The organism is Flavobacterium potami, assembly GCF_020026915.1.
In the GTDB taxonomy this organism is placed as follows: Bacteria; Bacteroidota; Bacteroidia; order Flavobacteriales; family Flavobacteriaceae; genus Flavobacterium; species Flavobacterium potami.
Map to the genome: position 1 here is coordinate 543517 of NZ_JAINUY010000003.1, position 25315 is coordinate 568831.

At 34.5% G+C, this 25315-nt stretch carries 18 protein-coding genes and 1 pseudogene; 12 read left to right on the top strand and 7 right to left on the bottom strand.

Annotated elements, in window-relative coordinates:
* Positions 1-214 precede the first annotated feature (214 nt).
* Together K6T82_RS11915 and K6T82_RS11920 are read left to right on the top strand one after the other, a co-directional pair.
* Positions 215-1204 carry a hypothetical protein gene (locus K6T82_RS11915; protein ID WP_223706095.1) on the top strand — a complete coding sequence of 330 codons (990 nt, stop codon included), beginning with the start codon at positions 215-217 and terminating at the stop codon, positions 1202-1204.
* Positions 1201-1836 (top strand): hypothetical protein, encoded by a 636-nt coding sequence (locus K6T82_RS11920; RefSeq protein ID WP_223706096.1) that lies wholly within the window; start codon positions 1201-1203, stop codon positions 1834-1836. The genes K6T82_RS11915 and K6T82_RS11920 overlap by 4 nt, the downstream gene beginning before the upstream one ends.
* 62 nt (positions 1837-1898) lie before the next feature.
* On the opposite strand, the gene K6T82_RS11925 is transcribed toward K6T82_RS11920, so the two are convergent.
* The 5 genes and pseudogenes from K6T82_RS11925 to K6T82_RS11945 form a co-directional block, all read right to left on the bottom strand.
* Positions 1899-3035 (bottom strand): glycoside hydrolase family 26 protein, encoded by a 1137-nt coding sequence (locus tag K6T82_RS11925; protein WP_223706097.1) that lies wholly within the window; start codon positions 3033-3035, stop codon positions 1899-1901.
* 88 nt (positions 3036-3123) lie between these two features.
* A complete protein-coding gene (locus K6T82_RS11930; protein ID WP_223706098.1) occupies positions 3124-4707 on the bottom strand; it encodes a glycoside hydrolase family 43 protein in 1584 nt (527 codons plus the stop codon).
* A 5-nt stretch (positions 4708-4712) separates the two neighbouring features.
* Positions 4713-6251 (bottom strand): sugar porter family MFS transporter, encoded by a 1539-nt coding sequence (locus K6T82_RS11935; protein WP_223706099.1) that lies wholly within the window; start codon positions 6249-6251, stop codon positions 4713-4715.
* A 141-nt stretch (positions 6252-6392) separates the two neighbouring features.
* Positions 6393-8006, bottom strand: coding sequence for a RagB/SusD family nutrient uptake outer membrane protein (locus K6T82_RS11940; protein WP_223706100.1), 1614 nt, complete (start codon positions 8004-8006; stop codon positions 6393-6395).
* Positions 8007-8027: 21 nt separating this feature from the next.
* A pseudogene (locus K6T82_RS11945) lies at positions 8028-11048 on the bottom strand (SusC/RagA family TonB-linked outer membrane protein).
* A gap of 389 nt (positions 11049-11437) precedes the next feature.
* On the opposite strand from K6T82_RS11945, the gene K6T82_RS11950 reads away from it, so the two are divergent.
* The 8 genes from K6T82_RS11950 (at position 11438) to K6T82_RS11985 (ending at position 17924) form a co-directional block, all read left to right on the top strand.
* The gene (locus K6T82_RS11950; protein WP_223706101.1) at positions 11438-12469 is read left to right on the top strand and encodes a LacI family DNA-binding transcriptional regulator; all 1032 of its coding nucleotides are present in this window, start codon (positions 11438-11440) and stop codon (positions 12467-12469) included.
* A gap of 95 nt (positions 12470-12564) precedes the next feature.
* A complete protein-coding gene (locus K6T82_RS11955) occupies positions 12565-13692 on the top strand; it encodes an NAD(P)/FAD-dependent oxidoreductase (RefSeq protein WP_223706102.1) in 1128 nt (375 codons plus the stop codon).
* Complete coding sequence (locus K6T82_RS11960) at positions 13693-14406, top strand: methyltransferase domain-containing protein (protein WP_223706103.1); 714 nt, start codon at positions 13693-13695, stop codon at positions 14404-14406.
* Positions 14403-15455 (top strand): type III polyketide synthase, encoded by a 1053-nt coding sequence (locus K6T82_RS11965; protein WP_223706104.1) that lies wholly within the window; start codon positions 14403-14405, stop codon positions 15453-15455. The genes K6T82_RS11960 and K6T82_RS11965 overlap by 4 nt, the downstream gene beginning before the upstream one ends.
* Before the next feature lie 10 nt (positions 15456-15465).
* The gene (locus tag K6T82_RS11970; RefSeq protein ID WP_223706105.1) at positions 15466-15903 is read left to right on the top strand and encodes a 3-hydroxyacyl-ACP dehydratase FabZ family protein; all 438 of its coding nucleotides are present in this window, start codon (positions 15466-15468) and stop codon (positions 15901-15903) included.
* Positions 15900-17168: a beta-ketoacyl-[acyl-carrier-protein] synthase family protein gene (locus K6T82_RS11975; protein ID WP_223706106.1), complete on the top strand. Its 1269-nt coding sequence runs from the start codon at positions 15900-15902 to the stop codon at positions 17166-17168. Before K6T82_RS11970 ends, K6T82_RS11975 begins: the two co-directional genes overlap by 4 nt.
* Before the next feature lies 1 nt (position 17169).
* Positions 17170-17424, top strand: a complete 255-nt coding sequence (locus K6T82_RS11980) for an acyl carrier protein (protein ID WP_223706107.1) — start codon at positions 17170-17172, stop codon at positions 17422-17424.
* Positions 17421-17924, top strand: coding sequence for a 4'-phosphopantetheinyl transferase family protein (locus tag K6T82_RS11985; protein ID WP_223706108.1), 504 nt, complete (start codon positions 17421-17423; stop codon positions 17922-17924). Before K6T82_RS11980 ends, K6T82_RS11985 begins: the two co-directional genes overlap by 4 nt.
* Before the next feature lie 442 nt (positions 17925-18366).
* On the opposite strand, the gene K6T82_RS11990 is transcribed toward K6T82_RS11985, so the two are convergent.
* The gene (locus K6T82_RS11990; protein ID WP_223706109.1) at positions 18367-20880 is read right to left on the bottom strand and encodes a dermokine domain-containing protein; all 2514 of its coding nucleotides are present in this window, start codon (positions 20878-20880) and stop codon (positions 18367-18369) included.
* A gap of 548 nt (positions 20881-21428) precedes the next feature.
* Here K6T82_RS11990 and K6T82_RS11995 point away from each other — a divergent pair.
* Positions 21429-21719 carry a hypothetical protein gene (locus tag K6T82_RS11995; protein WP_223706110.1) on the top strand — a complete coding sequence of 97 codons (291 nt, stop codon included), beginning with the start codon at positions 21429-21431 and terminating at the stop codon, positions 21717-21719.
* Positions 21720-21758: 39 nt separating this feature from the next.
* On the opposite strand, the gene K6T82_RS12000 is transcribed toward K6T82_RS11995, so the two are convergent.
* Positions 21759-23366, bottom strand: a complete 1608-nt coding sequence (locus K6T82_RS12000) for a reverse transcriptase domain-containing protein (protein WP_223706111.1) — start codon at positions 23364-23366, stop codon at positions 21759-21761.
* 413 nt (positions 23367-23779) lie between these two features.
* Here K6T82_RS12000 and K6T82_RS12005 point away from each other — a divergent pair, with 413 nt between their 5' ends.
* Complete coding sequence (locus K6T82_RS12005) at positions 23780-25153, top strand: hypothetical protein (protein WP_223706112.1); 1374 nt, start codon at positions 23780-23782, stop codon at positions 25151-25153.
* Positions 25154-25315: the final 162 nt, after the last annotated feature.

A 25315-nucleotide genomic window follows, 5' to 3' on the forward strand; every position in this document is an offset into this window, starting at 1 on the left:
ACTATTTTGTATTTATTTTAACGAAATCTCATTTTTTATTTAATAAAAGATAAAATCATCTCTTTTGTTTGTTTTTGAAAGAAAATATCGCATTATGATATCTTTTGTTTTTTATTTTTATTTAAATTTGAGTAATTCCAAGACAAAGCAAATTATAAAACCTGATACGATACTATTGACTAAATTTTAATCATCAACCCCAAATTCTTGTCGAATGAAAAAAAATCTAGCCGTAACTTTCTGGGCACTTTATATGCTCTTTTTTGCCATTCCGTTTCCTATGATTTTGTATTACGGAATCAATAGCGAACATGATATAGAAACTTTAATACAAAAAGATCCGTATTGGACTTTAGGCTACGTTTTAATTTCTGTATTACTTTGGTTAAATGTTTTAATTGGTTATTTCCAAAGATGGATTATTCAGGTTTTCATAACAAAGAATAATTTAGAAAGGATAAAAAACAACGGATTAAGACGTGAAGCACATATTATAAGTTCTAAAAAAACGTCTAAACCAAACGCCAGATTCAATACCTACGAACTTGAATTGTCCTTTAAAAATCTCTCCGATACCGAGATCATTCACCGAACTACTGTTACAGACAGCAAACCGCTGGAAAGACGTTTCGATGCGGGACAGAAAATAACGATATTATTGGACAGGAAAATGAAAAATCCTCCCTATTTTGTAATTTCTTCAGCAGTGGCAACTATTAATACCCGAAGTCTTATTTTAAGAACACTTGGCTGGCTTCTTTTTACTGGACTTGTAATTGTATATTATTTCTACGCTTACCAAAAAGAAAGTTTCGGAATGGGTTGGCGTTTTATGTCTGCAGGACATCCGCTATTGATTATGCCGTTGGTACTTTTATTTTATCGCGTTTTGGTTCGTTTTATATTTCAAAAATTAACAGGCTTAAATCAGGAATCTATTCCGCTAAAATTTAAAGGAGTAAAAACACAAGCAAAGCTCATCAACGTGAGAGAAACGGGAACCTATATAAATGACAAACCGATGATGCGTTTTGAAATGGAATATAACGATACCAGAAATCAGCTTCACAAAAACAGTTTGAAAAAAGTCATTGGCGTTTTGGATCTTGAAATGACGAGAAAACAATTTCTGGATATTTTTTATGATCCAGAAAATCCGATGCATATTGTTTTTGCAAATGATTTAAACCAATTTAATTTATGAGAAAAGTAATTCTTTCTATCCTAATTTCTTCACTGTTTTTGAGTTGCGAAGAGATCAAAAAAAGTATAGACGAAACGTTCAAACCTAATGAAGGTGTGGTTGAAAAAGAAATACAAAAAAATGCTTCAACAACTAATCAAAATCAGGAAATCAAAAAAGAAATTGATCTTTTGACCGATACCGCAACTTTAAAAAAAGCAGAAGCTGAATTGCGACAACTTCCACAATATAAAGGAAAGGAAATGTTTGTTTTTTCTATGCTTTATTTTTACAATGACGGAAGAATCAATGTCATGTTGCAACATCCTGAAAATCCAAAATATGTAGATACTTACGAATTTAGAGAGGGTAAATGGTCAGCGCCACTACCCGTTCAACTTTCTGTTCGCGATGATATCAAAAGTCGTTTGGTTCCTTTAAATAAAATCAGTTTTTTGAACGCTGCTAAAGTGGCTCAGATTTATAACGAAAAAACACAACAAATCGAGGGCGCAAAACCGACAACGAGTGTTTATGCCATTGTTTTCAATAATCAATTAAGATGGTATCCGACATCCATTCAAGGAAGTCGCGAACGCTATTCGATACAGTTTAATGAAGACGGCAGTTTGAATTCGTTTCAACAAGATTAACTAAAAAAGCTAAACCTTTACGTTTAGCTTTTTTTGTCCTATTTTGCGGAATATGTATAGTTTTAATGGTATAACTTATCAAAAAGTTCTGGAGAAGCTTTCAAATACTTATCTTTTCCTACTTCTTCATTCCATTTTTTGGTAATAAAATCGCTTAATTGCAATCTAGAATCAATTCCTTTAAAAGTCGGATTCACTTTCCATCTTGGTTTGTCTTTCCAATTGGCATTGATATAACTGATCGCTTTTACTGTTTTCGGATTATCATTTATAACTTTAAAAAACGGAACAAACCATTCGTACCAAGCCATTTTTGCTTGCTCTGGATTGGATAAAATCATTTGTTTCGTAAGTCCTGTATTCCCTTTCGGATCGTTTTTCCAGTCGGTTGAAGTCGGTGCGGCTTCACAAATAAAAACGGGTTTCTTTTTGGCTTTCGCGAAAGCAATCATCTTTTCTTGTTTGTAATTGTTGAAGAATGAAAATCCGCACCAATCTACATAATTATCACCGGGATACCATTTTTCTAAATCTTCTAAAGTACTTTCAAATCCTTTTGATTGCCAAACATACGCTACATTGGTTACACCTTGTTCGTCCAATTTGTCTTTAATATGTCTGAAAGCATTAATGTAAGCTACCCTTTCATAACGATTCCAAGGTCCGTCAAATTCGAAACCAATGCGAAGAAAAACTGGTCTTTTTCCTAAACTTTTAAAGAAATCACCCATTTTGATAATATAAGAATCCAATTCGCCGCTTGCTATTTTTTCTTCGGTATCAATTATTGCCAAACCAATAGCCAAAGCTGAGTTTTTAAAATCAGCATCGTTTAATTGCAAGGACATATTTTCTGGTCCATCTCCCCAATCTGCGGTTTCAAAAATTCCGTTTAAACCAGAATAAGTAAACGAATGTCCGTCAAACTCCTCTGTAACGTCGGGCATAATATCAGTATACATTGTAAATCCACCTGGAGCGGGAAAATGATCTAAATAACCATTTTTATCTTTTTCTGTTCCGCCCAAAGCATCATTTTCCTGACCAATAAACAGAATCACTTCGCCATCTTCAGGTTCAAATTTGGCTCGCTTTTGCTCTTTTATTTCAGCAACTTTTACTTTTTCGTTAGAAGATTGCTGCTTACAATTCACCAACAAAAAACAAAGTCCAATAATCATTGTATATCTTAAAATCATAATATAATTTTTAAATCGTTTTTCTTTCCTCAAATCTTTCCTCTTGCTTCTTGCTTCTATTTTCTATTCTCTATTCTCTATTTTCTATCTAAGCATCTAAAATCCTATACTCAAACCAATCAAAATCAGCATGAACAGTATTCGTTGCTAAATCCTGACAGCACAATCCGACCAAACAGCCCGTAAATGCAGGTCTGTAGCGTTCACTTTCGTCACGAACATAATCATCAGATAAAATGCTCATATCGAGTTTTTCTCCAATATTTTTGAAATCATTTCCATTTAAACTAAAACTAAACTGCAATGCATCGTGATTGATTTTGGCTCGCAATAGAATTTCTTCAATTCCGGAAACAATCACTATTTCCTTCTGTTCAATGATTTTATAATTACAACAACTTACAATAGAAAGTACTTTATTATTTATATTTTTTGTAAGATGCAGATAATGATAATGTCCTGTATTATAATACAAAACCAAGCCTGCCAAATGCTGAAATTTAGTCGGTTCAAAACGAATTGAAGTCGTAATCTGCGCATTAAAATGCTGTAATCTTCTCGCCACCAATGCCTGCGTATGAGTCGAAGTCAAAGATTCTTTTCCTTTTAATCTTAAAAATCCTGGACGCTCTTTTAAAGAAATCCATTCTTCTGATTGCGGAATTCTTAAAGTTTGAAAATCGATTGGCAGTTGATCCGAATCAAAATTTTCTTTTTCTGCGCTTTCGCGAAAGATAAACTCTTTTAAATCTGGGGAAGGAATTTCTAAACGAGGCAAATTAGAACCCGATTTCAAATAAGGCCAATCTTCTTTCCAGATAATTTCTTCGATTGCGGTTTCTCTTCCTAAAATGCATCTTCCTTGAACCGTTAAAGGTCTGCTTACCAAAAAGGTAACAAACCAATCACCGTTTTGAGTTTCAACAAACGATGCGTGTCCTGCTTTCTGCAATTCATATTCGGGTGAATTTCTTGCGGTTAAAATCGGATTTTCAGGATGAGATTCGTAAGGACCAGAAATAGTTTTAGAACGCATAACCGTTTCTGCATGACCGTATTCTGTTCCGCCTTCGGCAAGAATTAAATAATAATATTCGTTTCTCTTATATAAATGCGGACCTTCAGTAAAACCTAAATCAGTTCCTGACGTTAAGTAGAAGATTTCGCCAATTAATTTTTGTTCGTTTGTATCGTATTCTTGAAGTTCTATTCCTCCAAAAAATTTTCCTTTTCTATGATCCACCAACATATTGATGTACCATGTTTTTCCATCATTATCATGAAAAAAAGAGCCATCAAAACCTGCTGACGTAAAATAAACGGGCTCACTCCAATCTCCTAAAATATCATTTGTCGTAACGACATAATTCGGTGTATCTTTCCACACACCATCAAACGATTTTACATTGGTATAAACCAGATAAAAAGTTCCGTTTTTATACGATAAACAAGGTGCCCAAACGCCGCAGGAATCAGGAACTCCTTTCATATCCAATTGTGAAATTCGATTGAGCGGATGCGTAATTACTTTCCAGTTTTTGAGATCTTTTGAATGATGAATTTGTACGCCAGGAAACCACTCAAACGTTGATGTTGCGATGTAATAATCGTCTCCAACTCTACAAATAGAAGGATCTGGATTAAAACCTTTTAAAATGGGGTTCTGAATCATATCTTTTATTTTACGAAATCAATTTCTATTTGTTCTAATGATTTTCCTTTGGTTTCGGGAAGGATTTTATACAAAACAAAAAAGCCAACTAAGGCAATTCCGCCGAAAAGTGCAAACGTCAATGCGTTTCCTAAATTCGATAATTCCCAAGGAAAAACCTGCTGCACGACCCAACTTACAAATCCGTTTACAAAACCAATAACGCCAATTGCCAAACCACGATAGCGATTTGGATACAACTCGGATAATAAAACCCACATAACGGGTCCGAGTGAAAAGGCAAAACAAGCAATAAATCCCATTACGCCGATCAAAACCAAAACGGCGTTCATTTGCGTGGCGATTTCCAGAATCGAACCTTCGTTTTTAGCGTAAATCTGATCGCCTAAAAGTGATTTCATTTCATTTTTAAACGTGATATCATTATCATAAACTTTACCTGCAATTGGTTTTAATTTTTCGGCAATAGAAGTTTCTAAAAGCGTTATTTTATCTAAAGTCAATTGATATTTAGCTTCTTTAAATCCGTATGCACACAAAGCCATACTGATTGCAATTCCGGCAATTCCGACTAGCAATAAAGGTCGACGTCCCATTTTATCAATTAAAAACATGGCTACAACGGTAAAAGCAACCGTTATAAAACTCAATAAAACGCCTGACGAAAAAGAAGCGTCATTTCCAATTCCGGTTTGTTTGAAAATAGAAGTTGCGTAAAAATAAATCGCGTTGATTCCGGTAATTTGCTGTAAAATGCCAATTACAATTCCGACTGTAAAAACAAATTTTAGCGCCGGTTTAAAAAGATCCTTGATTTTCGGTTTTTCAACATTTTGATTGTCTTCTTTTAGACTTTCTAAAATAGATTCGGCTTCATTATTTGCATTTTGTTCTCCATGCATGGAAATCAAAACTTTTCTGGCTTCGTCTTCTCGTTTTTGGGTAAACAACCAACGCGGACTTTCGGGCACAAAAAACAAAAAGATATAATATATAATGGAGGGAATAATCACAATTCCGAGCATCCAACGCCAAACATTATTTTCGGTTAAAAAACTGGTTTTCGCTGAAGTATATAAATAATTGATGTAGTAATTACTCAAAAAAGCAGCAAAAAATCCCAATACGATATTGAGTTGCTGAATAGAAACTAATTTCCCGCGGTTTTCTGCCAAAGAAACTTCTGCGATATAAGTTGGTGCAATAACCAATGCGATTCCGAATGCAATACCGCCAATCATTCTAGCGATGTAAAGCATTTCATAAGAAAAACTATAAGCAGATAAAACGATTGATAAGGCATATAAAAAAGCTGCCAAAATGAGCAATTTCTTTCTTCCGATGATGTCGCTCAAGCGCCCTGAAACCAACATGGCAAACATTGCGGTAAAAGACGGTGAACTTACCACCCAGCCTGTTTGAAAATCATTCAGATTAAATTCTGGACCAACATAAGACATTACTCCAGAAATTATTCCTGCATCAAAACCAAATAAAAATCCTCCCAAAGACACTATAAAAGCTGCGAATATTGATTTTTTCATTTAAAATTACGTTTGTTTTTATTTCATAAATGGTTCGTAGAAGGATCTTAAACACTTGAAATGTAATTAATTTTTTAAAAAGTCGGACTGTTTTTTACAACAGCCCGACTCAGACTAACTGAACTAACTATAAACTACTTCCTAATATCCAGGGTTTTGAATTAAAATGGTCGGTCCCACTTGTTGAATTTCCGACGCTGGAATTGGCAATAATTCATCTCTTCCTACAACAAATACTTTTCCAACCGCTTCAAGAGCTGTTTTGGCATCGCCCCAACGTACTAAATCCGTGTATCTATCCCAGCCTTCAGTGGCCAATTCTCTTCTTCTTTCGTCTTTAACTCCTTGTAAATTGTAAGCTGGAATTTTCTGGTTTCCGGCTCCGTAAGCTCTTTCCGTTACTAATTGGAAAGAACTTGCACCGCTTAAAACTCCGGTTCCTCCCATTAATGTTGCTTCTGCATGCATTAGAAGTACATCGGCATAACGAATGATTTTTTCATTTAATGGCGAATCCGCATAGTTTTGCAAACCATCTTGTACTGCAGGCGGAATCCAATATTTGTACATACTGGCTTTAGATTTGAAAGCAGGCGTTCCTGTTGGCCAGAAATAATTATAAGTATCTGTTCCAAAAACCCATTGTCCTTCTGTTGCAAAATTGATGGATCCATCTGGATTGGTACTGCAATTACAAGAAATCGCACCTCTTCCTCCTCTTACAATGGTTTGAGGTGTAATGAAAGTATATTCTTTTCTACGATCTGAATTATCATAAAAATCGATTAATTCCTGTCTCGGCACACTATTTCCGAAAGCGCTGTTTCCAACCGAACTATTGAATAAGAAACCAAACATTTGATGTGTCGACGAACCTTGGTTAGAATAACTTTGTCCGCCTTCAAAATTGTTATATAAAGAACCACTGATATAACCGATTTCAAAGATGGATTCTTTGCCGTATTCGTTGTTTAAGTCCCAGTTGTCCTCGAATTTTTCTTCTAGCGAATAACCTAATTTCATTACTTCTTCGCAGTATTTTACGGTTTCATTATAATCTTTCTGATATAAATTCGCTTTCGCTAAAAAAGCATAAGCCGCACCTTTTGTTGCTCTTCCTTTTTTTGCTGCAATAGCGGGTAAAGTCTGCGCCGCTTCTAATAAATCTTTTTCAATTTGAACATACACTTCTGCTGCCGTTGCTTTTGGCTTTTTAAAATTATAAGAAGCATCTTTAATATATTCTGTAATTAGAGGAACGCCTCCAAAATGTTTTACCAATTCGAAATAAGCAAATCCGCGTAGAAATTTGGCTTGCGCAATTAATTGATTTCTAAAAGCTTCGTCTTTAATTTTCTGCGTTTCTGTAATAACGCCAATCGCAGTATTAGCTCGTGAAATCATCGTATACCATTTTTTCCACATTCCTTCCACACTTGGATTATTGGTCTGAATCGGATTTTTATCAAAAGCCTGACCAGCAACCCAAAACGTTGCCCATTGCGAAACCACGTTGTCTGCACGCATATCCTGAAACATAACCGGATACATATGTCTTGTCGCAGCGCCATCTACCTGCCAACGCAACGGATCGTAAGCTGCATTGACCAAAGCTTCAAAATCTGAATCGGTCTGAATGGCATCTGCTGTCAACTGAGTCGTTGGTTCAATAGTCAGAAAATCTTCAGAACAACCGTTGAGCATCCATAACATTGTAAATGCCAATATGCTACCTTTTATATATTTAATTTTCATAACGAAATTTTTATTTTAGAATTAAAACTTAGCTTGTACTCCCATCAAAATGGTACGGGCTTGCGGATAAAATCCTCTATCGATTCCCATGTCTAGCGAATTGCTTGCACCAGATTCTCCAATTTCAGGATCTGTTCCATCGTATTTTGTACTTACCCATAAATTCTGACCTGTAACATAAATTCTGAATTTGTCAATTTTAAATTTGTCTACTAAACTCGATGGAAGACTGTACCCTAAAGTCACCGTTTTTAGTTTTAAGAAAGAACCATCTTTTACATAGAAATCAGAAACCTGAGAATCGGTTAAACCAAAACCTAAACTGTTTTTTAAACCGTTTGATGCATAAGAATCTTTTCTGTTCGAATAACCTGCATCTGTTCTAATCGTTGCATCATAAATATCATTTCCTTCAGAACCGTATAAAAAGGCATTGAAATCGAAGTTTTTGTAAGCTGCACCCAAATTAACACCATATGTAAAATCTGGAAGAGCACTTCCTATATACGTTTTGTCTGCTGCTGTAATTCCCGGAACACCATCATTATCTTTATAAACTAAATTCCCCGCAGCATCTATTGATTCTACTTGATAACCGTAAAATCCAGCAATTGAATGCCCTTCAGTAGTCAGTGTAATTGGATCATTGAAAACAAAAGTTCCAGTTCCGCCCGTTAATGGTTGTCCGTTGTTTCCTAAACTGGTAACTTTGTTTTTGTTTTGAGCCAGATTGGCCGAGATATCCCAAGAAAAACCATTATCATATTTCTTTCTGTATGAAAGCAATAACTCAAAACCTTTGTTTTCCATATCGGCAATATTGGTTGCCGGCGCTGGATATCCTGAAAATAATGGAACCCCAATCGGAATCAGCATGTCGCTTGTTTTCTTGATATAATAATCGAAGGTCAAACCAAACGAATTATTAAAAGCATTAATATCCAAACCAAAGTTCGTTTGAGCGACTTCTTCCCACTTTACATCTGGATTTGGTAGAAAAGCCGGTGTTAAACCAGAAACATTTTCGCCTCCGAAGTTTGTACCTGAACCTGAATTCAACACTGCAGAATATTGAAACGGATTGATATTATCGCTCCCATTTATACCCCAGCTTGCGCGAAGTTTTAAAAGGTTAATTAGTTTAGAATCGTTTAAGAAACTTTCTTCTGAAATAACCCAACCTCCAGAAACCGAAGGAAAAACTCCCGTTCTATTGCTCGGACCAAAATTGGAAGACGAATCTGCTCTTAAAGTTCCAGAAAGTAAATATTTGTGTGCATAATCGTAGTTTACTTTTCCATAAAAACCAACCAAAGCAGTATCAAAAGCATAAGGAACAGCAGATGTAATGCCCGACGGATTTCGGATTGTAGCGAAATTAGTTGACTTGAAATCATTCGTAAAAAAGCCAACGCCGTTTCTTGAACTCGTTTAAAAAGTGGTTTGATAAACCGACATACCAGCTAAAACGTCTAAATTATGATTGCCTAAATTGGAAAATTTATAAGAACCATTTCCGTCAAACTGCGTCATTTTGTTCGAATAAAGGGTTTCTCTCAAAGTCGCATTCGTATTGACATAACCTTGTTCTGAAAAATCAAAAGTTGGGGTAAATTGTTTGTCGAATGTGTTGTCTTTGTAATGAAAATACGTTCCAGTAATTTTAAAGTCGTTGGTCACTTTCCAAGTTCCTTTAATATTAGCCGAAGTAATATCTGAAACCGATTTATTATTGGTGATAATCAAAGCCAAAAACGGATTGGCAACCGCGCCAACAGTCGGCAGCGAAACACCATTTACAACAACACCCTGCTGATTTCCCATTCCGAATGGAACTGAAGAATCGTTTGGATCAAAAGCGGGATAAATGGCTGGAATTGAATTCACAAAATTCATAATAGAAATGCCTGTTCCTGATTGATTTTCAAAAAGATAATCTCTTTCTACATCAACCAGATTTAAACCGACATTGATATTAAATTTCGATGTAATATCAGTTTCAAAATTCAGTTTTACATTTTTTCTGGTGTATTGCGATTTCCCTTCGTTTCCGCCGACCATTCCCTTCTGATCAAAAAGTCCACCTGAAATGTTGTATGAATAATTCTCTCCACCTCCTGAAATAGAAGTACTTAAACTAGAAACTGGTGTTGTTTCAAATAATTCTCCATACCAATCGGTATTGGGTAATTTTGCTATTTCATCTGGTGTTAAAGCATTTCCGTTTCCTGGATTTTTGGTTCTAAAATCGTTTAAATACGAGACGTAAGCGTTTTTATCCATCAAATCTGGCTTGTTTGCAAGTGATTGAAAACCAGTATAAGTGTCGATTGTAATACTTGGTTTAGCAGAATTACGTCTCCCTGTTTTAGTTTCCACCAAAATAACTCCGTTTCCTCCGCGCGCACCGTAAATGGCTGATGATGCGGCATCTTTTAGAACGTTCATACTTTTGATGTCATCTGGATTTAAGAAATTTAAGTTTGGAACTTGCTGCCCGTCAACCAAATACAAAGGCGCTGAAGCTCCAACAGAAGCAGCTCCACGTAAGCGTACTGTAAGCGGCGCACCAGGCGAACCAGAAGTTTGAACCACCGTAACTCCGGGAGTTGTTCCCTGCAAAGCGGCTTCTGGACGACTAACGGCCAATTCTGAAATTTGAGCTGCATTTACCACTCCAACAGCTGTAGAAACTGCTTTTTTGTTTTGCGTTTGTCCGTATCCTACAACCACAACCTGATCTAAGGTATTTAAGCTTTCAACCAAAGTAATGGTAATCGGTTGATTTTTCTTCACCATAACTTCTTTTGTCTCATATCCTAAATAACTCACCACCAAAGTTGCTGTTTCTGAAGTTAAAGCAATAGAGAACTTTCCATCAAAATCTGTTGTTGTTCCGATATTGCTGCCTTTAACTTTTAAATCTACGCCAGGCAAAGGCCCCGTACTGGATGTCAAAATTCCTGAGACATTTTGAGAAAATGCATTTGCCGTAACTAAAAGAAAAACGGACAATACCATCTTAAATAAGTAATTTTTCATAAATGCTGGTTTTTTAATTTTGGATTTTTTTGGTCTTTTTTTGTTAATAGTTCAAATATATAGACGTGAAATAGGAATAATTCAATTTTTAACTTCACAGCGCTATAAACTCAAAAAATCTCCATTCTTAAAAAATTAGTTTTGAAATTGTAAAAAAGCAGCAAATACAAGGCGTTCAAAGTGATTGAAAATTTCACTAAAATTTTACTTAAAGGTTTAAGTAATTTTTTTCTAAAAATTTAAAATCTAAAGAAATTAACTACATTTTTATTCATTGAAAAAAAATTTAGGAAAAGCAAAACAGGATTCATAAAACAACTTAATTTATATTGTATATTCGTTAAACAAAAACAAAAAAAGCTGTTGATTTTTATTATCGAAGTCCCAAAATGAATAAGAAAATTACTTTGAAGCAAATCGCAAAAGAATTCAATACTTCTATTGCAACAGTATCTAAAGCCTTGAACGACAGCCATGACATTAGTACTGCAACAAAAAATAAAATCAAAAACTACGCTCAGCTACATAATTATAAACCAAATAGTATTGCTTTAAGTTTACTCAACAAAAAGACCAAAACGATTGGTGTTATCATGCCAACAATCTTGAATCATTTTTTTGTTCAGATTTTTAACGGAATGGAGCAAGCTGCCAACGAAAAAGGTTATAATCTGATTACGATTATTTCGAATGGAAAACTGGAAAAAGAGATTACTTCAATCAACCTTTTAGAAAATGGAATTATTGACGGTTTATTGATTTCGTTATGCGAAGAAGCGCAATCCAAACAGCATATTTCTCATATTGAAAATTTTATAAAAAATGCCGGCCCGGTGGTCATGTTCGATCGAGTTTTTGATTCTTTAGAGACAGACAAAATTATTGTGGACGATTTTAACTGTTCATATAAAGCGACAGAACATTTAATAAAAACAGGTTGTAAAAACATCGCAATCGTTACGGTTCTAGATTATCTCGGAATTGTAAAACTGCGAATTGACGGTTATTTGAAAGCGCATGAAGACTACAATATCCCGGTAAATCAAAAACTGATTTCATTGATTAAAAAAGAATATGATTTTGAAACCGAAATCAAAACAATGCTGGATTATCAAAAAGTGGACGGCATTATTGGACTTGAAGAATATTCAACCGTCGAATCGATGACGATTGCCCAAAACAGAGGTTACAAAATTCCAGAAGATATCTCAATAATTGGTTTTACCAACAGCGAAATGTTTAAGTATTGCAAACCTTCTATTTCCTGTATTAGTCAGCATGGCGTTTTTATGGGGCAAGTAGCAGTTCAAAAAGTGATTGAACGTATTGAAAAAGACGAAGAAAACCAGCCAGAATTTGAAACTAAGGTTATAAAAGCAAGTCTTATAGAACGTGATTCTACCAAAAAAATCACATTTTAATATTGACAAAGAAGTTGTATAATTTCAATCTTTAAAATATAATTTTCGCCAAATTATGTAAACAATATTCAATATTTTATGAGTAAATTGGTTGTATGGAAAAGAATCCAGATGTACTAATTATTGGCGGTGGTCTTGCTGGTTTGGCAAGTGCTATTCACTTATCTAAAAATGGACTGAAAGTCACGCTTTTAGAAAAAAATGATTACCCCAAACATAAAGTTTGCGGCGAGTACATCTCCAACGAAATTTTGCCTTATTTAAAATGGCTGGACGCCGATGTTTCGGTTCTCAATCCTTCCCTAATCAACAATTTCGAATTTACAACTGAAAACGGAAAAACTGCCCAAACCAAACTTCCTTTGGGAGGATTTGGAATCAGTCGTTATACTTTGGATCATTTTTTATTTGAAAACGCCATTAAAAACGGCTGTATAATTATTAATGAAAATGTCTCCGAAGTTTCTTTTGAAAACAATCTTTTTACCGTCAAAACTCCAGAAAATACTTTTTCAGCAAAAATGGTTTTAGGCGCTTATGGTAAACGCTCTAACATTGATCAGCAATTGGATCGGAAATTCATTTTGAAAAAATCGCCGTGGCTTGCCGTAAAAGGACATTATTACGGAAATTTCAATCCGAATTTGGTAGCGCTTCATAACTTTCAAGGCGGTTATTGCGGAGTTTCTACAGTCGAGAACAACATTATAAATATCTGTTATCTGGCAGATTACGACACTTTCAAGAATTATAAAAACATAGAAGAATATCAAAAAAAGGTTTTATACAAAAATAAAAATTTGAAAGCTATTTTTGAGAACAGCACTCCCCTTTTTGACAAACCTCTAACAATCAGTCAGATTTCATTTGATAAAAAAAAGCCCGTAGAAAATCATATTTTAATGATTGGAGATACTGCTGGACTTATTCACCCGATGTGCGGCAACGGAATGGCAATGGCAATTCACAGCGCTAAAATTGCATCAGAATTAATCATAGACTTTTACAACGGTAACATTGTATCTCGCGAGGCGTTGGAAAAAAAATATGCTTCTCAATGGAAAAAGCAATTTAGCAAACGCTTATTCTTTGGACGTCTTTTAGCGAAAGCCTTGATGCATAAAAACTTCACGTTCTTCATGACACATGTAGCAGCATCATTTCCCTCTTTACTTTCAACCATAATAAAACAGACGCATGGCGATCCTGTAATCATAAACTAAATGGCATTAAATACTCAATATAGAACTCAAGAACCCGAAATAATGGACGATTTCTCGCTTGAAGGCGAAGAACTGATTCATGCGCTGGATAAAATTGCTGTCATAAATCGATTGTTAGGTGGTAATAAACTCACCTTGCATGGCATCAAACAGCTCTTGAAAAAGGCGGATTCTTCCAAACCCATTACAATTGCAGATATTGGCTGTGGTAATGGTGATATGTTGAGAATGCTGGCAGAATATGGTAAAAAACAAAACTTAAATTTCAAATTAATTGGTATTGATGCCAACGCTTTTACAATCAATTACGCCAGAGAACTTTCTAAAGATTTCAAAAATATTGAATATGTCTGTATGGATATTTTTAGTGAAGATTTTCATCATCTAAAATATGATATTGCGTTGTGTACTTTGACATTGCACCATTTTTCAAACCAAGAAATTGAAAAAATTCTGGATTTGCTTCACCAAAATGCGGCGGTCGGAATTGTTGTAAATGATCTCCACAGAAGCAAATTGGCGTACCGACTTTTTGAAGGTGTTTGTTTTGTTTTCAATTTGAATTCAATGTCCAAAAATGATGGATTAGTTTCTATTCTACGCGGATTTAAAAAGAGCGAATTGGTCCATTTTTCTAAAAAATTAAATTTAAACAACTATTCCATCAACTGGAAATGGGCTTTCCGTTATCAATGGATAATTTCTAAAATATGAGTGTAAAGATTATAACAGCTGTCAAACAGCTTCCGCAATATTCCCGTACAACCGAAGACATTCTTCCACTTGTAGATGTTTGGCTGGACGGACAAGAAGAACGTTTTGTCAAAAAAGTCAAGAAGATTTTTGAAGGGGCATCGGTAGACAAACGCTATTCGATCATGGAACCTTCCGAGGTTTTTACCGCTACTTCTTTCGAAGAAAAAAATGATATTTACAGTAGAGAAATGATCGTTTTAGGACATCAGGTTTTAGAAAAAGCGCTTGAAAAAGCAGATTGGGATCCGCAGAGTTTGGATTATATTATTACCGTAAGTTGCACCGGAATTATGATTCCGTCTTTAGATGCTTATCTGATCAATAAAATGAAACTTCGTCAGGATATTGTTCGTCTTCCCGTTACCGAAATGGGCTGTGCAGCAGGTATTTCGGGAATTATTTATGCAAAGAATTTTCTAAAATCAAATCCTGGAAAACGTGCGGCAGTTATTGCAGTCGAATCGCCTACCGCTACTTTTCAATTAAATGATTTTTCGATGCCGAATATCGTCAGCGCTGCAATTTTTGGTGATGGCGCGGCTTGTTGTTTGTTGTCTTCTGATGAGAATGATGAAGGTCCGGAAATCGTCGACGAACAAATGTACCATTTTTATGATGCTGAACATATGATGGGTTTCAAACTCACCAATGGCGGACTCCAAATGGTTTTAGACATTGAAGTTCCAGACACGATTGCTTCTCATTTTGGCGATATTATTCATCCATTTTTAAAACAAAACAACTTCGAAATAAAAGATATTGATCATATGATTTTTCATCCCGGAGGAAAAAAAATAGTGAATACCGTTGAAGAACTTTTCTCAGGACTGAATAAAAACATTGATGACACGAAAGAAATTTTAAGACAATACGGAAATATGTCAAGCGCTACCGTTTTGTACGTTTTAGAGCGAATTATGGACCGAAAGCCTAAAAAAGGAGAAAAAGGTTTAATGTTGAGTTTTGGCCCTGGATTTTCTGCGCAGCGCGTTTTATTGCAATGGTAACTTTAGAATTATGGAATTAAACACTATTATCAAACAACTTCCGTACAGCGAACCCTTTTTGTTTGTAGATGAATTACTTCACGCAGACGAAAATGGCGTAACAGGAACGTATACTTTTAACGAAAATCTTGATTTTTATAAAGGGCATTTTAAAAATAATCCCGTAACTCCTGGCGTTATTTTAACAGAAACAATGGCACAAATCGGAATGGTTTGCTTAGGTATTTTTCTATTAAACAATGACTTGCAAAGCGATACTGTAATTGCTTTTACATCAGCTGAAATGGAATTTTTAAAACCTGTCTATCCAAATGAAAAAGTAACGGTTACTTCGCAGAAAATGTTTTTCCGTTTTGGAAAATTAAAATGCAGCGCCGTAATGACAAATGAAACCGGACAAGAAGTCTGCAGAGGTGTTTTGGCGGGAATGATAACGAAAAGATTATGAAAAAACGAGTCGTAATAACTGGTCTTGGTGTAGCCGCACCCAATGGTGTCGGAATTCCTGATTTTACCAATGCCATCAAAAATGGTATTTCGGGCATTCGCCATGATGCGCAATTGGCAGAATTACAATTTTCTTGTCAAATTGCGGGTCAGCCTCAGATTTCCGACGAACTCAAATCACAATATTTTACTGAATTAGAACTTCGTGGTTTTAATAGTAGCGGAATTTTATACGGTGTTATGGCAGGTTTGGAAGCCTGGAAAAATGCTGGCTTACCCATAAATGAAAGCCCTGATTGGGATAGCGGAACTATCTTTGGTTCAGGAACTTCGGGGATAGAAAAATTCCGCGAAAGCATCTATAAAATTGACGATTTACAAACCAGAAGATTAGGAAGTACAGTTGTGGCTCAAACTATGAATAGCGGTGTAAGTGCCTATTTGGGCGGTAAAATTGGACTAGGAAATCAAGTCACGACAAATTCTTCCGCTTGCACAACCGGAACCGAAGCTATTTTAATGGCGTACGATCGCATTCAATCGGGACAAGCTAAACGCATTTTGGCTGGAAGCACTTCAGATAGCGGTCCGTACATTTGGGCGGGTTTTGATGCGCTTCGCGTGTGTTCTTCAAAATACAACGAAAATCCCGAAGAAGGTTCAAGACCGATGAGTGCTTCTGCATGCGCATTTGTTCCGGGAAGTGGCGCAGGTGCTTTAGTTGTCGAAGATTTAGAAACTGCTCTTGAACGCAACGCCACTATTTACGCCGAAATTTTGGGCGGAAATGTCAATTCTGGCGGACAACGAGATGGAGGAAGTATGACTGCTCCAAATAGTATTGCAGTTCAAAAATGTATTAAAAATGCAGTTTTGAATGCTAATATCAATCCTAATGAAATTGACGCCATTAACGGCCACCTTACAGCAACCACAAAAGACAGTCTTGAAATTGAAAATTGGACGAGAGCTTTAGAACGAAAGGGCGCTGATTTTCCATACATAAATTCTTTAAAAAGCCTTACTGGTCATTGTTTAAGCGCTTCAGGAAGTATTGAAAGCGTAGCATCTGTTTTACAGCTTCACGAAGGTTTTTTGTTTGGAAATATAAATTGTGAGGATCTTCATCCTGAAATTTCAGCGCTAATTGATCCTTCAAAAGTACTTTTAGAAACTAAAAATACAAATCCGAAAATAATAGCTAAAGCCAGTTTTGGTTTTGGCGACGTTAATGCTTGTATATTATTTAAAAAATTCGAAAAATAACATGAACAGAACTGAACTAACCGAAAAACTAAAAGAGATCATAAAACCGTATGCTGCCAATACAGAAGCGCACGAAAATCTTACAGAAGAAACGGATTTCATTAAAGATTTAAATATCAACTCAGCCAATTTGGTGGACATTGTGCTTGATATTGAAGAAAAATTTGATGTGGTAATTGACAACGCTGACATGGAAAGAATGCTCGATGTGAAGACTGCAATTGAAATCATTGAAACAAAATTAGCAGCAAAATGATAGGCAACGATATTGTAGATCTTGCGCAATCTCGTCTCGAAAGTAGATGGTCACGCAAAGGTTTAATTGAAAAGCTTTTTACCCCAACAGAACAACAACTTATAAAAAATCATAACGATTCAGAAATTATGGTTTGGTTGCTTTGGAGTATGAAAGAAGCTGCTTATAAAATCTACAATAGACAAACTAAAATTAGAGAATTCAGTCCGCAAAAATTAATATGCAGTTTGAATTCTCTAAACGATACCATTGCTTTTGGCGAAGTTTCCTGCCTTCAAAATAAATACTACACCAAAACTGTAATCACCACAGAAAACATTCATACCATTGCGGTAAACGATTTCAACGACCTCAACAATACGATTGAAATTGACGTCAAAAACAAACAGATTATAAAAGACCAATTTGGCATTCCGTACTTAAAAATCTCCTCTTCTATTTTCAAAGACATTTCCATTAGTCATCATGGACGTTATGAAAAAGTTGTAACGTTTCAATAATTAATAGCTAACAGGCTTTGATTTTTGGGTTTTCGAAAAATTAAATATTGGATACTATTTAACGCAGAGTACGCAGAGGGTTTTCGCAAAGTGCGCTAAGTTTTTTGAGATCAATATGAGTGGTCTTTAAGTTCGCCAAGCTTTGTGTTTATTTTTGCCAAAGATTAAAAAGGATTTTAAAATCTGTGTTAACCAGTATACTCTGTGGCTTTTTCTTACCGCATAGCCAAGCAAATAAAACTTTGCTTCTTAGCGACTTTGCGAGATTAAAAAAACTTGCGTGCTGCGTAAATTAGTGTGCATTGCGGTTACACAACTTTAGGCATAAAAAAAATCAGGTCTAGTATTTCTACCATTCCTGATTTCTTGAATTATAACTAACTTTTATCCTTTCAACTTTAGACTTTAGACTTTAGACTTTAGACTTTAGACTTTAGACTTTCTATCTTCTCCCTCTAAAACCTCCGCCGCCTCTAAAGCCTCCACCGCCGCCTAAACGGCCTGCTCCTCCATCTCTTTGGAAGTTTTGGAAATTACGAGTTTGTGTTTCTCCACGATCCCTTGAAAATGCAGAGCGATCCAGATCGTTTGTAACATCAGGACGACCCGCTTCTCCAAGTGGCTTATTAGGTTGTCCAAGGGTTTGGTCTGCTTTAGGGAAATTATCTCGTTGCCCACCATCGCCTATTCTAGTTTCGCCACCTAAATTCTGGTTGCCCCTTGGCTGGATTCTTTCTCCTGCTCCGTTAGCTCCCAATCCTTGATTCGGTTTATCACGCTGAATTCTTTCTCCCGCTCCATTTGCACCAAGTCCTTGATTAGGTCTGTTTTGAATCCCTTCACCTGATTTTTTAGATGAACCTAAAGTTCCTGCCTGTGTCCATCCTCCGTTTCCATTATTATAATGACTCCAATTTCCGTTGGCATCTCTTTTATACACATGTCCGTCATGGCCAGCATAAACATTATTGTTGGTATGAATTGTTGTTCCTCCTCCACGTCGATGAGTTATGACACCCTTATTTCCTCCTGAAGTTTCGTAACCAATTGCAGTACCACGTCGGGTTGTAATATGTCCGGTTTGTGCCCACTGATTTCCATTTGTTGCAGCCGAATGTCCCCATTGCGCATACGCATTATGTCCCTGATTTGTTCTGGCGTAATTCCCCGTCCACGGATTATAAGTGCTTGCTGCCGTACGACCGCCATACCAACCCTGAACACTTGCAGAACGTCCGTATCTTCCTGTTGCTGGATTGTACCATGCCGAAGTTCCCGCAGCACCATACGGTCCGTAAACACGTCTTCCAGCGGCATAACCACCCGTCCACGGATTGTAAACGGCTCCTCCTCCGTACGCATAAGGCCACGGACGATAAATTGGATACATTCCGCCATAATACACATAAGGCGGATAATACCAACCTGTACCATAAGTTAAGATAGCGCCAAAGGTTGTCCCAATTATAAACGCTCCCAAATAACCCGCAGTAGAACTGCTTTCTACAGTTGTATCGGTTGTAGTTTGTGTTACATACGTCACATTATACACAGGCGAACTTGGCGGAATCGTATAGATTTCTTTCGGAACAGAATCGGCTGTTTTCCAAGGTCCGTTTGGACTTGTCGACATGAACCAAACCGCTTGAAAACATAAATAATACAAATCGCCTACTTTTATGATTTTCTCTTGCGTATTGCTTGCATATTGCATTTTTGTACCTTCAATAGGTTTAAATTGAGCCGTTCCTCCATCATATGTCACTTTTACTTTCGCCTCAGCATCCGATTTTTTCAATATCGCCGTTGTTGGAACTTGCGATAACATTACTGCATCTTTGGCTTCTTGTGTTCCAGGTACAGAAGCTAATACATTGGCACGTGGTGAATCTTTCGGAATTTTAGCAAAGTCTGCAGGTAGATTATTTCCTGCATATGCCCAAGGTCCTGTTAATGCTTTCGATTTAAACCATCTTCCTGACAACAACACATAATATTGTCCATCGGCTTCATTGGCAAAAACATCATTTTCGGTGTTGTCAATATACATTAATTTTGTTCCGTCGATTTTAATAAACTTTGGACTGCCCTCAACCGCAATCAATTCTGCAGGTTTATTGCTGTAGAAAACTTCTGGCGCTGCACCCGAAGAAGGTGGCGGAATATTTTTTTTGACTTCATCATAATTCTGTCCCGATGGCAGATTATTTAAGCCCGCAGGCAATTTGGTCGTTTTCGTCCATTTACCTGCAATATCTTTAGAAGTCAGCCAAATATTATCAACCAAGAGATAATAATCTTTTGTTGTTTTGTCATAAAACACATCCCAATTCGTATTGACCACAAATTGCATATCCGATTTATCTATGGGAACCAAAACCGGCTCTCCTTGTACAATCAACAAAATCGAAGGATGAGTACTGTAAAATATGGCAGGTGGATCATTTTTGGCCGCAATTCCTTTTGGCGGACTTTTGGTATGACTTATATCTGCCAAAATACGATCTACCGAAATCGGGTCTCCGCCTTGAGGCATCGTTTCTTCAAACAGTTTTTTCATTTCGGGAACTTTCTTTTCGTCCAGAGCAGGAAATCGTATATCGGTTACCTGAATATTTTTTATAAAAGCGCTTCGGTTGTCTTTGTCTACCAATGTTTCTGCTTTTAAAGAAGCCACACCCAAAACCTGTTTTCCATCTTTTGGAGTCAGCGAAAAAGCCACACGAGCTGTAAGATCTTTAAAATCTGTCCAATCGTCTACCTGAGGCTGATAATAAACCAGTTTTGTACCGTTATTCTCTACTTCACGCGGCCAGCCATTATCAGCAATCAATGTTGTGTCAGAAGTACTTGCCTTTTCAGTTTCCGTATTTAATTGATCTGTATTTTTATCTTTTTTGCAGGAGAACAAAATGGAACTCAGACAAACTGCAAGTAGTAGAAAAGCATTTTTCATAAATTTAAAAGTTAGGTTATTCATTAAAAATTTATTCTTCTGGTCGTCTTATAAAATTGTTTCCATAAAATTAGATTCACCGTATAAAAAAAACTAAAAATTAGCACGTTACTTTGTTTCAGATTATAATTTGAAACCAAATAGTGTGGGAATCTTTGTTTTTTTTGAGATGAAATTTAAAATCTGTGTTTTTGAAGTGAGGAGAAAGAAACTAAATTAAGGGGCAGTTTCTATTGGCTCAATGAACTATCCGAAACTTTAAATCCGTATTTGGAGGTAGAATAAGGTTTCTTTTTTGAAAAAATTAAAACCCTTGGTCTTTGAGATAAAGATTGAGGGTTTTGTTTTTTTGATTGTTTGAAAAATACCGTATAAGTACTTGTTGTTTAGGTTTTTAATAATCATTAGACTTGTCAATAATATTTTTTTACTCTTTTATGGATTTCCGTAAATCACTTGAGTATCAAATGGTGATCTTTATCAATAGAAATCATAAAACAAAATTCTATTATTAATGACTTAAATAATATTAACTTAATTTTAAAAATATGGGAGTTATAACAAGAACTGAATTACATTACACTGACTATTCATGGACAGCAATAAAAGGAGATGATCCTACAGTTTCTTGTGAACCTGACAGCACTTTACTTAGTCGTAAAGAAGGCTATGAAGTGTTATATTTCGTAAATAAATTTTGTGAAATATATGGATTAAAACAAAAACAATCAGCTATAAAAGTTGAAAAAATGCTTAGAAACGAAGTTCCAAGTGACAAAAGAAGTCAAAAAAATATAAAAGAATGGATTAAAGAAAATTGGAAAAACAGCAAATACTAATAGTTAACTAGATAGTATCTAAATGATACTATCTAGTTTTTATGACAAATACTTTTTGATAGCAAGAAAAGCAACATTTCTACTTTTCTTTATTTGCTTGTCAAAAGAATCTGTTTTAAACTCAGCACAACAACGTTTAATATAACTATGATAATTTGCTTGTTTTTTATTCTTTCGCTCACTAAACTTAAACTCATAAAACCCTCTATCGTTTAAAACAAGATTATATCTCATCTTTTTCTTTATTCTTTTTTCTGTAAGATCTCCATCCTTAAACTTTACAGGAAGATTATAAATTTTCTTGACTTGATTTTTAAAAATTGCCTTTCTAGTATTTGGATTTTTTTCAATTAACTTTAAAGTTCTTCTACTTTTCCTTTTAACAGTAGATATAATTTTTCGATAATATTTAGCAAGATTGGTAGATTTTATTCCAGTATGATAACCTCTAAATTCAAATCCTAAATATGACATAGCAGAAGAAATTTCTTTGCCATCTTTTAAAATTCTAAAACATTCTAATCTGCTATCATTTTTATGAGTTATATTTCTAAAAACAAATTTTTCAGTTTTATCAGTACTTATTTTTATCTCATACTGTTTTATTAAAGAATAAATATAATTTTCAATATCATCACAAAGCTTTTTGTCACAAATAATAAATATATCATCTGAATATCTTCTATAGTATACATTATGAGTTTTCACCCACTGATTTACGATTTCTAAATCAAAATCAAAGAGATAAAGATTTGCCAAGACCGCACTAATAGGCAAACCTTGAGGAATACCATAGTTTACTCTTTTTCCGCTATCTAATTTTTTCGAAAAAGGGTTTGAATAAATTGGTAATTTTCCCTCCTTTATATGTTGTCTAAAATCTTCATTAGATTCAAAAAAGCACCTAAAGCCTTTCGTTTTTCGAATATCAGCTAATTTAGATTCGTCAAAAGGAGATTTTCTGCCATTTTTATTTTTCCTTATACGTAAATCATCTAAAAGTACATACTTAAATTTTGTACAGGCTTTGAATACATTGTAATGATCTTTAGGTATATGATCGCATTCATCTAAAACTTTTGCCCATTGTTTCTTTAAAATTTTATGATCTAAAGTTGAGAAAAAACTTTTCAAGTCAATTGCTAAAACAGCTGTCTCTTCATTATTTTGGGTTCTATTTTTAATTTCATCAAAACATTCTCTAGCAAAATGAATATTAGATTTACCAATACCTGAATTTTCAAGTGTTTCTATTTTACGATAAGCAATGATCGCTTCATCTTGTAGAGGTTCCTTCTTAAGAAGTTTTTCATACTTATTTTTTAAGATATCAGCATAATATCCATAAACCAAAGCATCCATATGACTGGCATAATGCAATGGTCTCTCTTTGGAATTTCTAACTGGATGCAAAGTATTTTTACGATAATGAGTATGCTTTCTTTTATGAGTAGTAAACTTTTGTAAATCTCCTTTTTTGAATTTTCTATCCGAAAGGATAGTGTGAATTAGCGGATAAAATGCATAATTTTCAATATACTTCTTATTAGTAATTCTCTTTTCAATATTTTGCCAATCATTTCCAATTTCTAATGATGGTGATAAGTGTAAATATCCTTTTTCTTTTAACCAATTTGGTTTATCCATAATAAAAATTCTAAAGAAGAATCTGCGATCAGCAATAACGTTTAAAAAATTACATACCTCATAAATGAGTTGGATCGGTACCCAATTACTGAGTCATTGGTATTATGATTAAATACAAAAGAATTATGAACTCAACTACATTAATATTGCCCTTACTTAAATCCTGCGTGACGCATGACATAATTGGCATATTTATTGATGGACTTATTCTTCTAATGGGAACAGCTTCATTGATGAACAGCTCCAAGATTATTAAATCTTCTCTCCTCAAGTATCTTTATATACATGAGTAAAACAAAATATAATTTTGTTTTCTGATCCACACAGCTGTAATTTACTCTTCACACAGATTCTTTCCAAATTTAACATTAAAATTCATATATTGGCATCTTAACCAAAAATAAAATTAACCAATGTCTGAATTTAAAATTGGAGACCTTATAGTTTTCAAAACACACCCATTTGTTAGAGAATTTACAAACATTAAACTTTCTGCTTACTCTGATTACACTTCGCCTATAATGGTGATTAAGGAAACAAAAGAAAAGTCCCATGACAAGGAAACTGGTCGTGATATAGGACAACAACTTCATTGTACATACTATAACTCACGAGATGGAAAATTTACTGATAAGTGGATAAATAGTAATTTAGCAAACAAGCTATCTTTTTCTGCCCTAAATCATAAAATTCTTGATGATTTTGATTTAAAAAAAGAATTAATTGATTTAAAAAAAGAACTTATAAGTAAAAATTACGAAAAATTAATTAATGAAAATCATTTAAACAAAAAGGCAATTTTAAAAAGTGTAGATTTAGAATTGTTTAAAACCAAAATTAATCGTACAAAAGAAAATGGAGAATTAGCTGAAACAAATCACTTAGAATTTCTTCCTCCTTTAATGACTATTATTGGTTTCAAATTCCAAGATGATAAAAATAAGTTTTGCGAAAAAACAGGAATTCCACTTATAGAATTAAAGTGCAAATGGTATAATTCAAATACAAAATCATTTTCGGAAAATTTTCTTTCAATTGAAACTTTGTATCGTGTTAATGACACGCAAGATATATTATTGAATGCAGATTTATTATCAGATATAGTTAATTCAATAGAGGACAACTCTTTTTTCAATTTGCCTATATTGCCAGTAAATAAATGTTTTAATTTAGAAGGACGAGATATTAGAATATCTCATACACTTGGACGTTCCGAAGCTGTATTATACAAGCATTACTTTTATCAAATGAATTATTTTGATTATATAAGCCAAAACAAGTCTTCAATTACAATAGATGATTCATTCACTAAAAAAAATGAAAAGGATGTTTTTGGAAAAAAATATCCCGATTATAATTCAAGAGGATTTAGATTAAAGACAACTGATTGTAGATTTATTATTGATTCTTATTATTTTATAAGATATAAAGATGCTTATAGCAACATAACAAAAAGAATTATAAAAATTTCAGATCTTTTTATTTACATAAAGGATTTTAAAAAATTTAAAGAAACATATACAAATTTAAATTCATGGACCGTTGATGATATTGCTTTTGTTAAATATAATTACGAAGATGATGGCAGTATATATATTTATTTAGAAGGAGAAATAATTCCTGATAATAGATTACCGAAAAAAATTTTTACAGATGATAATGTTGAAATAATAGTAAAAACAAATTGTTTATTAAGAAAAGGAAAAATTAGAAACTTTAAAATCAATAGCATATTAGAAATACAAGAAATAATTGATGGAAACTTTCTCTTTGAAGACTTAAAATAATAATTAGATCTTATAATTAAAAAGCATTAGAGTGCATCTCCTTAGAGTTTGCGCTTTTTTATTTCATTGCAAAACAATTCCCCAAATTCAACAATTATAAATAAATTTTACAACCACAAAAAATCATTAATGTAATCAACAAACACCTTCCCTACACCTTTG

Bases quoted from the DNA above. Each gene is read 5' to 3' on its own strand.
- K6T82_RS11915 (WP_223706095.1), top strand. From the start codon at position 215: ATGAAAAAAAATCTAGCCGTAACTTTCTGGGCACTTTATATGCTCTTT.
- K6T82_RS11920 (WP_223706096.1), top strand. From the start codon at position 1,201: ATGAGAAAAGTAATTCTTTCTATCCTAATTTCTTCACTGTTTTTGAGT.
- K6T82_RS11925 (WP_223706097.1), bottom strand. From the start codon at position 3,035: ATGATTTTAAGATATACAATGATTATTGGACTTTGTTTTTTGTTGGTG.
- K6T82_RS11930 (WP_223706098.1), bottom strand. From the start codon at position 4,707: ATGATTCAGAACCCCATTTTAAAAGGTTTTAATCCAGATCCTTCTATT.
- K6T82_RS11935 (WP_223706099.1), bottom strand. From the start codon at position 6,251: ATGAAAAAATCAATATTCGCAGCTTTTATAGTGTCTTTGGGAGGATTT.
- K6T82_RS11940 (WP_223706100.1), bottom strand. From the start codon at position 8,006: ATGAAAATTAAATATATAAAAGGTAGCATATTGGCATTTACAATGTTA.
- K6T82_RS11950 (WP_223706101.1), top strand. From the start codon at position 11,438: ATGAATAAGAAAATTACTTTGAAGCAAATCGCAAAAGAATTCAATACT.
- K6T82_RS11955 (WP_223706102.1), top strand. From the start codon at position 12,565: ATGGAAAAGAATCCAGATGTACTAATTATTGGCGGTGGTCTTGCTGGT.
- K6T82_RS11960 (WP_223706103.1), top strand. From the start codon at position 13,693: ATGGCATTAAATACTCAATATAGAACTCAAGAACCCGAAATAATGGAC.
- K6T82_RS11965 (WP_223706104.1), top strand. From the start codon at position 14,403: ATGAGTGTAAAGATTATAACAGCTGTCAAACAGCTTCCGCAATATTCC.
- K6T82_RS11970 (WP_223706105.1), top strand. From the start codon at position 15,466: ATGGAATTAAACACTATTATCAAACAACTTCCGTACAGCGAACCCTTT.
- K6T82_RS11975 (WP_223706106.1), top strand. From the start codon at position 15,900: ATGAAAAAACGAGTCGTAATAACTGGTCTTGGTGTAGCCGCACCCAAT.
- K6T82_RS11980 (WP_223706107.1), top strand. From the start codon at position 17,170: ATGAACAGAACTGAACTAACCGAAAAACTAAAAGAGATCATAAAACCG.
- K6T82_RS11985 (WP_223706108.1), top strand. From the start codon at position 17,421: ATGATAGGCAACGATATTGTAGATCTTGCGCAATCTCGTCTCGAAAGT.
- K6T82_RS11990 (WP_223706109.1), bottom strand. From the start codon at position 20,880: ATGAAAAATGCTTTTCTACTACTTGCAGTTTGTCTGAGTTCCATTTTG.
- K6T82_RS11995 (WP_223706110.1), top strand. From the start codon at position 21,429: ATGGGAGTTATAACAAGAACTGAATTACATTACACTGACTATTCATGG.
- K6T82_RS12000 (WP_223706111.1), bottom strand. From the start codon at position 23,366: ATGGATAAACCAAATTGGTTAAAAGAAAAAGGATATTTACACTTATCA.
- K6T82_RS12005 (WP_223706112.1), top strand. From the start codon at position 23,780: ATGTCTGAATTTAAAATTGGAGACCTTATAGTTTTCAAAACACACCCA.